This window comes from Sorangium sp. So ce117, from assembly GCF_051524395.1.
Taxonomy (GTDB): domain Bacteria; phylum Myxococcota_A; class Polyangia; order Polyangiales; family Polyangiaceae; genus Sorangium; species Sorangium cellulosum_B.
The window spans coordinates 2422054-2437367 of record NZ_CP150309.1 but is presented as its reverse complement, the minus strand read 5'-3'; the positions used below and the strand labels follow the sequence as shown (position 1 = coordinate 2437367).

The following is a 15314-nucleotide window of genomic DNA, read 5'->3' as shown; positions in this document are numbered from 1 at the left end:
GCGGCGGACGACGTGGCAGCGCGCCACCAACGCCCGCAACCCCCGCGCGGCCTGCAGGCCCCCGCGCAATCCGTGTAACCGCGCAACCCGCGTACCCCGCGTACTCCGCGTAACAGCGCGGTCGCCGCTTGCGCCGGGTGGCATCGATGTTATTCAGCGCCCATGAGGTCGATCGCGCTCGCCGCCGTGTGCGCCGGCATCCTGACGCTCGCGCCTGCATGTGACCGCGCCCCCCCGGTGCCCGAGACCTCCGATCCGACGGGCAAGGATCTGGTGATCGGCGCCGTGGTCGCAGCCGCCGAGCAGAGCGGAGGGATCCGCATCTACAAGATCGTCGAGGTGGAAGAGCTGCCCAAGCCGTTCGGGTCCGATCTGCACATGATCGCCTACGATCCGAAGGCGCAGAGCTTCCAGGAGGCCGCGGAGCTCCGTCGCAAGGGGAAGCTGACCGTCGCGAAGGACCACATGACGGTCCGGCTCGTGTATTTCCTGCCGCGCGACCATCGGGTGATCAGCAACGAGCCGGTCAGCGACGACGAGCGGGCCCCGTATCTCCGCTCGTTCCAGAGCCGGCAGCGCTGACCGGCATCCGCCGGCGGGCGGCGAGGCGCCCGCGCCTCAGCGCGCTGTGCGGAGCAGCTCGCCCAGCCGCTCGATCGCCTGGCTGTGCAGCCGGCTCGCCCAGCTCTTGCTGATCCCGAGATCCTGCGCGATCTGATCGAAGCGCTCGTCGTCGAAGTAGTGGCGCTCCACGAGGGTGCGCTCGCGCTCCGGGAGCTCGCGCACGGCGTGACGCACGGCCTGCGCGAGCTCGGCGCGAGAGGCGCGCTCCTCCGGGTCGTCCGCGGCGTCGGGGACGGCGGCGATGTCCCCGTGACCCGAGAGCAGGCCGAGCGCCATCGCGGCCGCGTGCCCGGCGAGCAGATCGCCGAGCCGCGCGGCGTAGGCCTCCTGCGTGGCAGGCGCGTCGGCGTCGTCGTCCGCCCCGCGTCCCTCGGCGAAGCGCGCCGACGCAGCGAGCGCGCTGGCCCGCGCGGCCGCGGAACGCCAGCGCGTCTCCCTCCGGACGCCGTCGAAGATGGCCCACCGGAGCTTCCGCTTGGCGTAGGCCTCGAAGGTGGATCGGCTCGGATCGTGCGTCCGCACGATCTCGAGCAGCGCCGGGTGCCCCAGCGCGACGAGGTCCTCCACCGGGATACGGCGGCCCAGACGGCGCGCGATGCGCTTCGCGACCAGCTGAAGCAGGTCGAGCCCCTCGGCGAGGAGCCGGTCTTCCGGAGTGCGCACCGCTATCCCGCCTTGGCGCGCCCCGCTGCGCCGAGCACCCCGAACGCCCGCTCGCCGCTCTCGTCGACCTCGCGCGGATGCGCGCGCCGCAGGAGGCGGCTCGCCTCCTCGTCGTGCAGCAAGACCTCCGCGAGCTGCTCGCGCATCCACGCGATCTCGTGCGCGGGCAGGCGCCCCACGTAAGGCGCCACGGCGGCGTCGACCTGAGCGGCGATCCAGGGGTCATCGAGGAGCGAAGCGTCCATGGGCGACGCCCATTATATCTCCACCGAGCGCGCCGTCATCCGCCGCTCGCCGCGTCACCGATGCGTCATTTGGACGGCGGCTCGTTGAGGCAGGCCTCGAACGCCCTGACGGTCCGCGCGTCGAACGCGCACTTGAGCGACCTCGGATCCACGCTCTTGCCGACGTTCTGCTCGCACGACTGCGCGTACTGCTCCCCCAGCGTGGCCGCGACGGCGTCGATCTTCTTCTCGGTCTCGCCCCGCTGCTCCGCCGTGAGCTTGGCGCTGAGCGCCGCGACCTGCTCCGAGCGCGTGAGCGCTGTGAGCCGCTTGCCCAGATCCACGCAGTCGCCATGCATGAGCGCGTAGTCGTCGGGCACCGAGTCGTCGCGACGCGGCGGCGCCGGCGCCGCCGCGGCGGGCTCCGCGTCTGCCTCCCGCGCCTCGGCGCCCTGGGCGGCATCGCACGTGGGCTCGGCCGGCAGCGACGGCTCCTCCGACCGCGCGGGCTCGGGCTGCTCGATCGGAGGCGGCGAGGCCCCTCCGCACCCGAGCAGCAACGTCGACAACGGACCCGTGACCATGATCAAGAAAAGAGCTCTCCCCATGCAGCGAGGGTTGATCGGCTCGCGCCGGGCGTCCATGCCGCGCCGGGCGCGCTCGGCGCTGCGCGGCGGATCGAGCGACGCCTCGGCTCGCCGCGCTTGCCGCGAGGGTGCACGGGCCGCCTTGGCAGGCTCCGTGCAGGGCGCACCGTGACTACAGGTCGGCCTCGCCGGCCATGTCGCTCGTCCGTGCGGAGGCGGGAGCATGCGGTCGCTCTGGATTGTTCTCGTCCTGGTGCTCGGCTCGGCGTTGCTGCTTCAGGTGATGGCGGCGTCCGACGGCCGGATCCCCTACGCGCGCTTCCGCTCGCTCGCGGAGAGCGGAGAGCTCGCCGAGATCGAGATCCGGGACGACATGTACATCGGACGCGCGGTGCCCGGCCTGAGCGCGCGCGCGCCGCAGAGTTATCGCACGGGGCGCATCGAGCAGACCGAGAAGGATCTGCTCGCCGATCTCGACCGGCGAGGGATCCCGTACACGCGCGTCGCGGACGAGCTGGGGCTGCCGCCGTACCTCTGGCTGCTGCTGCCGCTCGCCGGTCTGGCCGCGATGGGCCACCTCGCGTCACGCCGTGCGACGACGGCAGGGACCATCTCGGGTGCCGCGACCGCCTTCGGCAAGCACAAGGCGCGGCTCTACGAGGAGCAGGGCGCTATTGCGACGTTCCGCGATGTCGCCGGCAACGCCGAGGCAAAGACGGAGCTCGGCGAGATCGTCGACTTCCTCAAAGCGCCCGAGCGCTACGAGAAGCTCGGCGGGCGGATGCCCAGAGGGGTGCTCCTCGTGGGGCCGCCCGGCACGGGCAAGACGTTGCTCGCTCGGGCGATCGCGGGAGAGGCGAGCGTCCCCTTCTTCAGCGCAAGCGGATCGGAGTTCGTGGAGATGTTCGTCGGCGTCGGCGCCGCGCGCGTGCGCGACCTCTTCTCGCAGGCGCGCGAGAAGGGGCCCTGCCTCGTGTTCATCGACGAGCTCGATGCGGTCGGCAAGGTGCGCGGCCTCGGCGGATCCGTCGGCGGCCACGACGAGCGGGAGCAGACGCTCAACCAGCTCCTCACCGAGCTGGATGGGTTCGACGCGCACACGGCCATGGTCGTGATCGCCGCGACGAACCGCGCCGAGATCCTCGATCCTGCGCTGCTCAGGCCGGGGCGGTTCGACCGCCGGGTGCACATCGATCGGCCCGACCTCGCCGAACGGAAGGAGATCCTCGCGGTGCACGCGAGGAAGGTGGCGCTCGATCCTGGCGCGGATCTCGACGCCGTGGCCGCGCAGACCGTGGGGCTCGTCGGCGCCGACCTCGCGAACATCGTCAATGAGGCGGCGCTGCTCGCGGCGCGGCGCGGCGCGGAGGCGGTGGGACACAGCGATCTGGAGGCGGCGATCGAGCGCGGGCTCGCGGGGCTCGAGCGCCGCGGCAGGCGGCTCGGAGCGCGCGAGAAGCTCGTCGTCGCCTACCACGAGGTGGGGCATGCGCTGACCGCCTCGCTGCTGCCGACGCAGGATCCAGTGCGCAAGGTGTCCATCGTGCCGCGGGGGCCGGGCGCCCTCGGGTACACGATCCAGCAGCCGCGCGAGGATCGCTACCTGTGGAGCCGGCAGGAGATCCTCGATCGGCTGGTCGTGCTGCTGGGCGGGCGCGTCGCCGAGGAGGAGGCCGTCGGAGACCTCTCGACCGGCGCGCAGGACGATCTGCTCAACGCGACCGAGCTCGCGCGTCGCATGGTCCGCGAGCTCGGGATGGGCCAGGGGCTCGGGCTCTCGGCGCTCGATCCGCGCCGGCCGCTGTCGTTCCTCGGCGAAGCGCAGGGCGCGATGCCGTCCGGCGCAGGGCCGCGGGAGTGCAGCGACGCGACCGCGCGCGCGATCGACGCGGAGGTCGCGCGGATCCTCGCGGACGCGGAGGCGCGGGCGCGCGCTTTGATCCAGGGGCACCGGCCGACGCTCGAGCGCGTCGCCGCCCGACTCTACGAGGTCGAGACCCTGAGCGGCGATGAGCTCAGGGAGATGGTGGCAAGCGGGGAAGCCTAGAGCTGCCGCTCAGTCGACGCTCCGCAGCGCGCGGGACAGATCGAAGCCCGCGGCGTCATGATGATAGACGACGCGGAGCACGCGGCCGCGCAGGAGCTCTCTCGGCACCGCCCCCATCGCCCGGCTGTCGAGCGAGGCGGCGCGGTTGTCGCCCATCACGAAGAGGTGGTCCGGCGGGACGACGACCGGACCGAACGCGTCGAAGTCGGGCTCGCCGGCCGCGTGTGTGACCTCGCCGAGGTGCTCCACCCTCGTGCCGTCCACGAGCTGCTCGATGGCTTGCGCCGCGCCGTCGACGTACAGCACGCCTTGCCGGAGCATCACCGTCTGGCCCGGGAGCGCGATCACCCGCTTGACGAGGAGGGTGGACCCGCCGCGCGGATCCGCGAAGAGCACCACGTCGCCGGCGCTCGGCCCGCTGCGCTCGAACAGGTAGTGATCCGTGAGCGGGACGCGGAGCCCGTAGGCGACCTTGTCGACGAGGATGCGATCGCCGGGGGCGATCGTCGGCCACATCGAGCCGGTGGGCACGTGGTACTGGTCCGCGAGGGTCGAGCGACCCATCGTGAGGATCGCGAGCGCCGCGAGGATCTTGAGCAGGCTCCGCCCGAACGGCGCGACCGTCTGGTAGGCGCGCCGCGCGAGCGCGCGATCGGATCGAAGCATGAAAAGTCCGGCCTTGTCGGGCTGGAGGCACACCGCCGCGGCCTCCACCGCCGGCCGGGGAACGCTGGGCTCGCTCATCTCTGGCGGGGCTAGCATCCGCGCTCGAGACAAGCCAGCTTCGCTGCATGCACGGCTGCACTTCATCGACTGCACCACTCTCCCAAGCTCTGGGCCGCCTCACACTCTGCGGATCAATGTCGCGTCATCCGGTAACCACAGGGGCCGCCATGCACCTCGCCGGCTACCGCGCGCTGGGACTCGATTTTACCTATATCCCTTTTGCGGTGACCGATGTTGAAGGCGCGACGCGCGGGATGCGCGCGCTCGGGATCCGCGGCCTCGGCGTGTCGATGCCCTACAAGCAGGCGGTAATTCCATTGCTCGACGAGCTCGATCCCGTCGCCGAGCGGATCGGCGCGGTCAACACGATCGTGAACAACGACGGGCGCCTCAGGGGCTACAATACCGACTGGATCGGCGCGGTGCGGGCGCTCGAGGAGGTGACGCGGCTCGTGGGCGCGCGGGTGCTGCTCCTCGGCGCCGGCGGCGCGGCGCGTGCTGTCGCGTTCGGGCTCGCGGAGCGCGGCGCCAGCGTCACGGTGGCGAACCGCGATCTCGAGAAGGCGCGGCGGCTCGCGGCGGCGATCGGCGGGGCGGCCGCGCCGCTCGACGCAGCGGCGCTCTCGCCCGACCACGGCGTCCTCGTGAACGCCACGTCGCTCGGCATGGCCGAGGTCGATCCGCGAAGCCCTGTCCCGGAGGAGTGGTTGCGGGAAGGTCTCCTGGTGATGGATATCGTGTACAAACCGATGATCACGGAGCTCGTGGCGGCGGCGCGTCGGCGCGGAGCGACCGCCGTTCACGGCGGGAGGATGCTCCTCCACCAGGCTGCAGAGCAGTTCCGGCTGTACACCGGGCGGGAGCCGCCGCTCGACGCCATGGACGAAGCGCTGCGCGCTCAGCTCGGCTGACGCGCGGAGCCGCCGCTCGACGCCACGGACGAAGCGTCGCGCGCTGAGCTCGGCTGACGCGCGCGACGTCCTGCGGCAGGCTCGCGCTGTCCGGTCGGCCAGGGTGCGCGGCGATCGCCGCTCTGCGCCGTGCGCGCGGCCTCCGGAGCAATGGCGAAGGGCGGGCGCCACGCGTAGGCTTCCGGCGATGATCTCGTTCGAGATACGCGCAGCCGTGACCGGCGACGAGGAACAGCTCCTCTATGTCGCGCGCCACCTGAACTCGGTCAACCTGCCGAACAACCGTGACGCAATCCACGAGATCGTCGCCGAGAGCCACAAGAGCTTCAACGGAGCGATCCAGGATCCCCGCCTCCGCCAATACGTCTTCGTGCTCGTCGACCTGACGAAGGGCGACAAGGGCATGATCGTCGGGACGTCGATGATCATCGCGCAGCTCGGCCGGCGCGGCATCCCCTACATCTTCTTCGACGTGCTCGACGAGGAGAAGTACTCGGCCACGATCGACAAGCACTTCCATCATACCGTGCTGCGCATCGGCTACTCGTACAACGGCCCCACGGAGATCGGCGGGCTCGTGCTCATGCCGGAGTACCGGCAAGGGCCCGAGCGGCTCGGCACGATGATCTCCTATGTTCGCTTCCTCTACATGGCCGCGCGATCCGCGCTGTTCCAGGACGAGATCCTCGCGGAGCTGATGCCCCCGCTCGAGCCGGACGGGACAAGCCACCTCTGGGAAGCGCTCGGGCGCAAGTTCACCGACATGAGCTATGCCGACGCGGATCTCCTCTCCAAGAAGAACAAGGAGTTCATCAAGGGGCTCTTCCCGGAGGGGACCATCTACGCCTCGCTGCTGCCCGAGGACGCGCAGCGCGTGATCGGGAAGGTCGGGGCGCAGACCCGGGGGGTGGAGAAGCTGCTCCGCCGCGTCGGCTTCCGCTACGCTCACAGGGTCGATCCGTTCGACGGAGGGCCGCACTTCACCGCCCGCATGGACGAAATCTCGCTCGTGAGCGATACGCGCCGGGCGAAGGCGGGCCGCCCGTTCACCCCGAGCCCGTCGGATCCGAAGGGCATCCTCGCGATCGAGCGCCCAGACGCCCCTTATTTTCGCGCGGTCGCCGCGAGCCTCCGCGATGAGGGAGAGCTCGGCATGGCGATCGCCGAGGACGCCTGGAAGCACCTGGAGCTCCAGCCTCGCTCGCCGATCTGGGTCCTGCCGATGCCGTGACAGGGCGCCTGCGCGCCACGTCCAGCACGCGCGAGACCAGCGGATCAGCCCGCCTGTGCGACACGTCCAGCACACGCGAGAGCAGCGGATCAGCCCGCCTGCGCGCCACGTCCACCAGCGGATCAGCCCGCCTTGCATCGCGATGATTCTGTTGCTACAGAATTAACAGAAGTTTTCACGAGCGATTGGGAGGACCATGACCCTTGGATTGGACCTCGATTTCGGGCGCTTGCCCGCGCTGGAGCGGAGGGAACGCTGGCCCGGGACACCGAGGGAGGATGCCGGCGCGGAGAGGGCCCCCGAGGCAAAGGACGGCGCGGCGCCCAGGCTCTCTGGGCGGGAGATGCGTATCGCCGCCGCGCTCGCCGAGGCGGCGATGCCGCCCGGCCGCTTCCTCGACGGCGCGGGCGCCGCGACCGCCAGCCGACTCGCGGCCTGGCTCGGCTCGATCCCGCCGCACCTGGCGCAGGGGGTGCGCGCGGCGCTGTGGGCGATAGAGCTCGCTCCCCTTCCGTTCCGGCTCAGGCCGCTGTCGGCGCTGCCGCTCGAGGAGCGGATGGAGGTGCTCCGCGGCTTCGAGCAGAGCCGGGCGCGGACGCTGCGCTCGGTGCTCCGCGCCGCGCTCACGCCGCTCAGGTTCGTCCACTACGACCGGCCCGAGATGTTCAAGCACGTCGGCTGCCGTTACGAGCTGCCCACGGTGCGCGACGAGGCGCCGCGCTGGCTCGCGCAGGTGACCGACGGGCGCGAGGTCGAGGAGGACCTGGAGCTCGAGTGCGAGGTCCTCGTGATCGGCACCGGCGCCGGCGGAGCGGCCGCGGCCTACGAGCTCGCGTCGCGCGGACACGCGGTGCTCATGCTCGAGGAGGGCGACTTCCACCGCCGCTCGAGCTTCACCGGACGGCCCGCGCGCGCCTACCGGGAGATGTACCGCGACCACGGGCTCGACATGACGCTCGGCAACGTGAATATCCCCGTGTTCGCGGGGCGCGCCGTCGGAGGGAGCACCGTGATCAACTCCGGTACTTGCTACCGGGCTCCGGAGAGCACCTTCGCGTCGTGGCGAGACGGCATGGGGCTCCCTGCGGAGTTCTCGTCCGGCGGGCTCGCTCCCTATTACGAGCGCGTCGAGCGCATGCTCCAGGTCGCCCCCGCCGACCCGCTTCACCTCGGGGCGATCGGGCCGATCGTCCGGTGCGGGGCGGAGCGGCTCGGGCTGCGGCACGGGCCGCTCCAGCGCAACGCGCCGGACTGCGATGGGCAGGGGATCTGCTGCTTCGGCTGCCCCACGGGGGCCAAGCGCTCGACCGACGTGAGCTACGTGCCCGAGGCGCTGAAGCGGGGCGCGCAGCTCATCACGGCGGCGCGTGTCAGGACGATCGACATCGTGGCGGGCCGCGCGCGAGGGGCGACCGCCGTGCTCGGCGGCGACACGAGGGCCGAAGGCAACGGCGACCGCGCGGCGAGCGGCGCACGGCGGCGGCCGCGGCTCGTGGTGAGGGCGGAGGCCGTCGTCGTGGCCGGCGGCGCGCTGATGACGCCGCTGCTCCTGCGCCGGAGCGGAGCGTGCCTGTCGAGCGGCGCGCTGGGAAAGAACCTCTCGATCCACCCGGCGTCGAAGGTGATGGCGCTCTTCGATGAGCGGATCGATCAGTGGCAAGGCATCCCGCAGGGCTACCAGATCGACCACTTCGCCGATGAAGGGCTGATGTTCGAGGGAGGCTCGCTCCCGTTCGACGTCGCCGCGCTGGCCGTGCCCTGGACGGGACACCGCTACACGGAGCTGATGGAGCGGTACCCGCACCTCGCGACGTTCGGGTTCATGATCAAGGACACGAGCCGCGGCGAGGTGAGGCCCGGGATCGGCGGCACGCCGCTCGTGCTCTACACGATGAACGGGGAGGACCTCGCGAAGATGAAGCGAGGGGTCGAGCTGCTCTGCGAGGTGTTCCTGGCCGCGGGGGCGCGGCGCGTCCTGCCGCTCGTCGCCGGCTGCGACGAGGTGAACGGCCCCGCGGACCTGGAGCGGCTCAAGGCGCGGCAGATCCAGGCCGGGGACCTCGACGTGGCCGCGTTCCACCCGCTCGGGACGTGCCGTATCGGGGTGGATCCGCGGTCATCGTGCCTCGGGCCGGACCACCAGGCGCACGACGTCGCCGGGCTCTACGTGTGCGATGGAAGCGCGATCCCCTCGTCGCTCGGCGTGAACCCGCAGATGACCATCATGGCCATGTCGCTGCGCGCGGCCGAGCTCCTGAGCGAGCGGCTATCCGGCTGAGCCGTCGCGGTACCCGAGGGCCGCGGCGCGCTCGCTGCCGATGCGATCGCTCTCGATCGTCCCGTCGCGCATCGTCACCACGCGCGGCATCGACTCGGCGAAGCTGAGGTTGTGCGTGACAACCACGATCGTGGTGCCGTGCTTGCGGTTCATCTCGAAGAACAGCTGGTGGATCGAGTCGCTCGTCGCGGTGTCGAGGTTCCCGGTCGGCTCGTCGGCGAGGAGGAGCTTCGGCGACAGGACGAGCGCCCGCGCCAGGGCCACGCGCTGCTGCTCGCCGCCCGACAGCTCCCCCGGCCGGTGCGTCGCGCGCGCCGCGAGCCCGACCTCGGCGAGCAGCGAGCGCGCGAGCGGCTCCATCTCGCGGCGGGTCTTCCCCTGGATGAGGCCCGGCATCATCACGTTCTCGACCGCGTTGAACTCGGGGAGCAGGTGGTGGAACTGGAAGACGAAGCCGATCGTCCGGTTCCGGATCGCCGCGAGCCGCGAGCCCGGCAGGCCGGTGAGCTCGTCGTTGCCGAGGCGGATACGGCCGCTCGTCGGGAGATCCAGCGTGCCGATGCAGTGGAGGAACGTGCTCTTGCCGGCGCCGGAGGGGCCCACGAACGCCACGACCTCGCCCTGGTTGATGACGATGTCGATGCCGCAGAGCACGTGGAGCTCGCGGCCCATGTGAACGAACGTCTTGCGGAGGTCTTCGACGACGACGAGCGGAGTGGACATGGAGTGATTACTCGTAGCGGAGCCCGTCGACCGGAGAGAGCCTCGAGGCGGCGCGGGCCGGATAGATGGTGGCGATGGTGCAGATGAGCAGCGACGCGACCGCGACCATCGCGTAGTCGGAGAGGTTCACGTTCACGGGCAACCGGTCGATGTAATAGACGTCCGGATCGAGCCGGACACCGAACCAGTACAGGCCCGTGCAGACCGCGAGCGCGGTGCCGACACCGTAGATCGTGCCGATGGCGCCGATGATCACGCCCTCGAGCATGAACACGCGCATCACCGCGTTGTCCGAGGCGCCCAGCGCCTTCAGGACGGCGATCTCCTTGCCCTTCTCGGTCACCATGAGGAGCAGCGTGCAGACGATGCAGAAGCTCGCGACCGCGATGGCGATGGACAGGATGATGAACGTCGCGATCTTCTCCAGCTTGAGCGCGCTGAAGAGGTTCTTGTTCATCTCCATCCAGTCGCGGACGCGGAGCTGCGGCGGCGGCTTTCCTCCCTCCGGCGCCTCGTCGAGCGCGGCGCTCGCGGCGACGGCCGCCTCCACGGCCGGGCGGACCTCCTGCACCCGCTCGGGATCCGGGACCCGGATGTCGATATGGGTGATCTTGTCGTCGAGGCTGAAGAACTTCTGCGCCTCTTCCATCAAGACGTACGCGTGCGTGACGTCGTACTCGTACATGCCGCTATAGAAGATCGCCGCGACGCGGAACCTGCGGGAGCGCGGCATCACGCCGGTCGGGCCGAGCTCGCCCATCGGCGACAGGAGGGTCACCTCGTCCCCGACGAGCACGTGGAGCGATTTCGCGAGCTCGCGGCCGATGATGACGCCCGGGTACACGCGCGTCTGCAGCTTCAGGTAGTCGCGCACCGACGGGTCGACGTCCGTTGGCTGGCGGAAGTCCGGCCCCTTGAAGTACGGCTCCCCGCCAGGACCTCGACCGATGATCTCCTCGGGAGGCAGGCTCGTCAGCTTCTCGGGCTCGCGCAGGTAGTCGAAGCTGCCGACCTCGATGTTCTTGGCGAGGTCGATGACCTGCCCGATGGTGTCCGGATCGATGCCGCGGACGAGCGCGCCCGCGGTGTTCGAGGCGCTGGAGCCCATCGCCTCGCCGGCCGCGACCGGGGTCGCGGCGCCTCCGTAGGGCGCGAGCGCGACGCGCACCTGGGTGAGCTTGTCGTCCCAGTTGCCGAAGCCGCCAGGGCGGGAGGCGTCGACGACCATGTGCGCGTTGTTGCCGAGGATCTTGCGCTTCAGGTCGGCGCCGAAGCCGCCCATGATGCTCGTCACCGAGCACAGGGCGCACGAGCTGACGGCGACGCCGGCCATCGACAGGACCGAGATGACCGTGAGAAAGCCGCTCTTCGAGGCGCGCACATGGCGGGCGGCCACGTGGGGCACGAAGCTCCGGCGCTCGAGCGCGTCGAGGGCGAGCGGCAGGAGCGCCGACAGCACGAAGAACAGGAAGACGACGCTCGAGACGAGCGCGGTGAAGCGGATGATCTGATCCGTCGAATTGAACGACGCGCCCTTCCCGACGGGCATCCTGGCCGTGAGCGTCGCGGTGACGCCGAAGCCAACGCCCACGAGCGCGCCCCACCACCAGCCGAGCGCGCGATAGAGCCCCCTGCGGACGGGGCGGCTCCCGGCGACCAGATAGCCCGCGCCCGCGCCGAACAGGATGCCTCCAAGGATCCACCGGAAGGTCGGCTGGATGGGCAGGACCGCGACCCAGAGGACGACGATCGCAAGCGCGGCGATCAGGGACATCGCGCCGAGCACGCGGAGCCCCACGCGGGCCTTGGACCCCCACCTGCCGGAGAGCCACCGGGCGTTGTCCGCAGCCATCCTGGCCCGGAACAGCCGAAGGGCACCCCCCACGATCAGCGTGGCGACGAGCTGGGCGATCAGCTGGGTATTGCCCGCGAAGAAGGCGCCGATGGGCGCGAGGCCCTTCGCGCGCCCGCTGGACGCGATGAGCGTGAGCGCGAGCAGGCTGGCGCCCGTGAGAGCGACCACGACCCCGACGCGCACGACGCCGGGACGCCGTGGCTCCAGCTCGCCCTTCTTGTCGAAGCGGGTGTAGCCCCGCCAGGCGAGCAGGACGATGCCCAGAGCAACGGCGGCGAGGAGCGCCGCCTGCAACGACCTGGAGAGCTCGATCACGCGTCGGTCTCGGGACGGAGGAGCGGGAACAGGATGACGTCGCGGATGGAGGTCGCGCCGGTGAGGAGCATCGTCAGGCGATCGACCCCCATGCCGAAGCCCGCCGTCGGCGGGAGGCCGTGCTCCAGGGCGCGGACGTAGTCGGCGTCGTAATCCATCGCCTCCTCCTCGCCCCGCGCCTTCTTCTCGACCTGCGCGCGGAAGCGCGCGTCCTGGTCCTCGGGGTCGTTGAGCTCGCTGAAGGCGTTGCAGAGCTCGCGGCCGTCGATGAAGAGCTCGAAGCGGTCGACCAGCGAAGGATCGCTGTCCTTCTTGCGCGCGAGCGGAGAGACCTCGAAGGGATAGTCGATGATGAAGACAGGGACGCTCTTGTCGCCCGCCTCCGTGCGGTAGTCCCTCGTGAGGAACGGCTCGACAACGTACTCGTAGGCGCAGAAGACGAGCTCACCCGGCGACTCGCACTTCTTCGCGCCCGCGCGGAAGTTCGTCCAGTCGATCTCGCGCCCGCTCGCCTTCGCCGCCTTCGCCCACTCCTTGATCGGGGCGTCGTCCGCGGCGACGCGCTGCGGGACGTCGGCCGGCAGGCCCGACTTCGCCAGGGCGCGGGCGATCCCCTCGGCCATGGGGACGCGCTCGAAGCGCTCGAGCGAGTACGTGCGCTGCGCGGCCCAGGCCGCGTGCTCGACCGGGAGCCGCTCGGCGAGGCGGGCGTCGACGTGGCGGAGCATCGCCTCGGTGGCGTCCATCAGCGTCTCGTACGTCGCGTACGCCTGGTAGTACTCGAGCATCGTGAACTCGGGGTTGTGCCGCGTCGACAGCCCCTCGTTCCGGTAGCAGCGCGCGATCTCGTAGACGCGCTCGAAGCCGCCGACCACGAGCCGCTTCAGGAAGAGCTCCGGCGCGATGCGCATGAAGAGCTCGAGGTCGAGCGCGTTGTGGTGGGTCTTGAACGGCTTCGCGGCCGCGCCGCCGACGAGCGTGTGCATCGTCGGGGTCTCGACCTCGAGGAAGCCGCGCGCGTCGAGGAACTCGCGCAGCGCGGCGACGATCGCGGTGCGGGCGCGGAAGACCCCCGCGACGTGCGGGTTGGCCACGAGATCGACGTACCGCATGCGGTAGCGCGACTCGACGTCCTTGAAGCTCGTCTTGGTCGGCAGCGGGCGGTAGGCCTTCGTGAGCAGCCGGAGGCGCCCTGCGCGGATCGAGAGCTCGCCCTTCTGCGTCGCCATCGCGACGCCGTGGGCCTCGACGAAATCGCCGAGATCGATGTCCTCCAGCCGCTCGAAATCGGCGAGGATCCCCTGCTCGCAGTAGAGCTGGAGCTCGCCGGTTCGGTCGCGCAGCCGGACGAAGGTGACGCCGCCGAACGAGCGCACGAAGAGGACCCGGCCCGCGACGCGGAGCGGGACCGGCTCGACGCGCGCCGGATCGTAGCGATCCGCCGTGGAGGAGGCGGATCGCTCGGGCGCCGCGCCCTCGGGCCTCGGCTCGGCCGCGGCCCGCGCCCCGTCGAAGCGGGCGCGGACGGCCGCGAGCTCGACGAGCGGCTCGCCCTCCGTGACGTCGTTGGCGAACGGGTTGTCGCCGCGGGCGCGGAGGCGGGCCGCCTTCGCCTTGCGGGTGGCGATCAGCGTCTCCTCGGCGCGCGCGGCCTCGGCGGCCTCCTTCACGAGCCGCTCGGTCTTCTTGTCGTTCGGTCTGTCTTTTTGCTGGCTCACGGAGCTTCGTCCTCCGCGACGGAGCCGCCCTTCCGGAGCGAACCGCCGGCCGCGGCGAGCAAGTAGGCCTCGATGAAGCCCTCGAGATCGCCGTCGAGGACGGCGTCCACGTCGGTGGCCTCGGTGGAGGTGCGCACGTCCTTGACGAGCCGGTAGGGCGCGAGGACGTAGTTCCTGATCTGGCTGCCGAAGTTGATGGCGCTCTTCGCGGCGTTGTAGGCCTGGACCTCCGCATCCCGCTTCTGGAGCTCCATCTCGTACAGCTTCGCCTTGAGGACCTTCATCGCCATCGCGCGGTTCTGGTGCTGGCTGCGCTCGGCGCGGCACACGATGTTGAGGCCGGTCGGGAGGTGCCGCAGGCGAACGGCGGTCTCGACCTTGTTCACGTTCTGCCCGCCCTTGCCGCCGGCGCGCATCGTCGTGATCTCGATGTCTTTCTCGTTCACCTGGATGTTGATCTCGTCGTCGCTGTCCGGGGTGACCTCGACGGCGGCGAACGCGGTCTGGCGCGTGTGATCGGCGTTGAACGGGCTCATCCGGACGAGGCGGTGGACCCCGGCCTCGGAGCGCAGATAGCCGTAGGCGGCGTCGCCGCTCACCGTGAGGGTGACGGCGTCGATGCCGGCCTCGTCGCCGTCCTGGTAGTCGATGATCTCCGTCTTGTACCCGCGGCGCTCGCAGAAGCGCAGGTACATGCGGAGGAGCATGGACGCCCAGTCCTTCGCGTCGGTGCCGCCGGCGCCCGGGTGGATGCTGACGATGGCGTTGCCGCGGTCGGCGGGGCCGGACAGCATGCGATCGAGCTCGACCTTGCGCAGGCGCCCGGCGATGGCGTCGGCCTGCGCGTCGGCGTCGGCGATGACGCCCTCGTCGCCCTCGGCAGCGCCGAGCTCGAGGTACTCCGCGAGATCCTCGATCTCGCGGCCGAGCCGCTGCGCTACCTCGAGCTTCGACTCTACCTGGGCGCGCTTGCGGAGGACGGCTTGGGCCTTTTCCTGATCGTTCCAGAACCCCGGCGACAGCGTCGTCTGGGTCAGATCCTGGAGCATCCGTTCGAGCTTGGGGACGTCAAAGATGCCCCCTTAGCGCCTCAAAGCGCCGTTTGATGTCGAGGACTTTCTCGCGGGTCTCGGAGAGCATGGCCGGGGATCTATTCGATCTGGGCGGCGATCGCCAGGAGAGACGCCAGGCGAGACCGCCGCGCGCGGGCGGACCGAGGCGGCTCCACGCCGGCTCCACACCGGGTCCACGTTGGGCGCGCCGGCGACGCGCTCGTCAACGCGGCGCGCAGGCGGGAGGGGGTGCGGCGGATGACCCGGCGCCGCGGATTCCTTGGCCGTGGACCGCGTCACGACCGCCGGGCGCCCCGAGGCCGCGCGAGTTCCGAGCTTCCCGTCCAGCGGGACAAGGCG

At 70.8% G+C, this 15314-nt stretch carries 13 protein-coding genes; 5 read left to right on the top strand and 8 right to left on the bottom strand.

All coding sequences use genetic code 11. The annotated features are described in order from the left end of the window. Nucleotides 1–162: 162 nt before the first annotated feature. Entirely contained in the window at nt 163–582 is a 420-nt protein-coding gene (locus WMF46_RS09095) for a hypothetical protein (protein WP_437985264.1), read from the top strand. A gap of 36 nt (nt 583–618) precedes the next feature. Here WMF46_RS09095 and WMF46_RS09090 read toward each other — a convergent pair whose 3' ends face one another. The 3 genes from WMF46_RS09090 to WMF46_RS09080 all read right to left on the bottom strand — a co-directional run bounded on the left by WMF46_RS09090 (nt 619) and on the right by WMF46_RS09080 (nt 2119). Next, nucleotides 619–1287 (bottom strand): sigma-70 family RNA polymerase sigma factor, encoded by a 669-nt coding sequence (locus WMF46_RS09090; protein WP_437985263.1) that lies wholly within the window; start codon nt 1285–1287, stop codon nt 619–621. Between the two features lie 2 nt (nt 1288–1289). After that, complete coding sequence (locus WMF46_RS09085) at nt 1290–1532, bottom strand: hypothetical protein (protein ID WP_272101334.1); 243 nt, start codon at nt 1530–1532, stop codon at nt 1290–1292. A 65-nt stretch (nt 1533–1597) separates the two neighbouring features. After that, the gene (locus WMF46_RS09080; protein WP_437985262.1) at nt 1598–2119 is read right to left on the bottom strand and encodes a hypothetical protein; all 522 of its coding nucleotides are present in this window, start codon (nt 2117–2119) and stop codon (nt 1598–1600) included. A 202-nt stretch (nt 2120–2321) separates the two neighbouring features. On the opposite strand from WMF46_RS09080, the gene ftsH reads away from it, so the two are divergent. Further along, nucleotides 2322–4145, top strand: coding sequence for an ATP-dependent zinc metalloprotease FtsH (gene ftsH, locus WMF46_RS09075; RefSeq protein ID WP_437985261.1), 1824 nt, complete (start codon nt 2322–2324; stop codon nt 4143–4145). A 9-nt stretch (nt 4146–4154) separates the two neighbouring features. On the opposite strand, the gene lepB is transcribed toward ftsH, so the two are convergent. Continuing rightward, nucleotides 4155–4889, bottom strand: a complete 735-nt coding sequence (gene lepB, locus WMF46_RS09070; protein WP_437985260.1) for a signal peptidase I — start codon at nt 4887–4889, stop codon at nt 4155–4157. Between the two features lie 149 nt (nt 4890–5038). Between lepB and WMF46_RS09065 the strand changes: the two genes are divergently transcribed. The 3 genes from WMF46_RS09065 to WMF46_RS09055 all read left to right on the top strand — a co-directional run bounded on the left by WMF46_RS09065 (nt 5039) and on the right by WMF46_RS09055 (nt 9291). Continuing rightward, complete coding sequence (locus WMF46_RS09065; RefSeq protein ID WP_437985259.1) at nt 5039–5782, top strand: shikimate dehydrogenase; 744 nt, start codon at nt 5039–5041, stop codon at nt 5780–5782. Nucleotides 5783–5969: 187 nt separating this feature from the next. Then, on the top strand, nt 5970–7013 hold the full coding sequence (locus WMF46_RS09060; RefSeq protein ID WP_437551099.1) for an arginine N-succinyltransferase: 1044 nt from the start codon (nt 5970–5972) through the stop codon (nt 7011–7013). Between the two features lie 196 nt (nt 7014–7209). Beyond that, complete coding sequence (locus WMF46_RS09055; protein ID WP_437985258.1) at nt 7210–9291, top strand: FAD-dependent oxidoreductase; 2082 nt, start codon at nt 7210–7212, stop codon at nt 9289–9291. Here WMF46_RS09055 and WMF46_RS09050 read toward each other — a convergent pair. The 4 genes from WMF46_RS09050 to prfB all read right to left on the bottom strand — a co-directional run bounded on the left by WMF46_RS09050 (nt 9280) and on the right by prfB (nt 15042). Beyond that, a complete protein-coding gene (locus tag WMF46_RS09050) occupies nt 9280–10014 on the bottom strand; it encodes an ABC transporter ATP-binding protein (protein WP_272101325.1) in 735 nt (244 codons plus the stop codon). The genes WMF46_RS09055 and WMF46_RS09050 overlap by 12 nt on opposite strands. 7 nt (nt 10015–10021) lie before the next feature. After that, nucleotides 10022–12184, bottom strand: a complete 2163-nt coding sequence (locus WMF46_RS09045; RefSeq protein ID WP_437985257.1) for an FtsX-like permease family protein — start codon at nt 12182–12184, stop codon at nt 10022–10024. Further along, complete coding sequence (gene lysS, locus WMF46_RS09040) at nt 12181–13902, bottom strand: lysine--tRNA ligase (protein ID WP_437985256.1); 1722 nt, start codon at nt 13900–13902, stop codon at nt 12181–12183. The genes WMF46_RS09045 and lysS overlap by 4 nt, the downstream gene beginning before the upstream one ends. Next, nucleotides 13899–15042, bottom strand: a protein-coding gene (prfB, locus tag WMF46_RS09035) for a peptide chain release factor 2 (RefSeq protein ID WP_437985255.1) whose coding sequence is annotated in 2 segments (ribosomal slippage) — nt 13899–14972 and nt 14974–15042 — 1143 coding nt in all. Because the reading frame shifts where the segments join, the coding sequence is not laid out codon by codon here. The genes lysS and prfB overlap by 4 nt, the downstream gene beginning before the upstream one ends. Nucleotides 15043–15314: the final 272 nt, after the last annotated feature.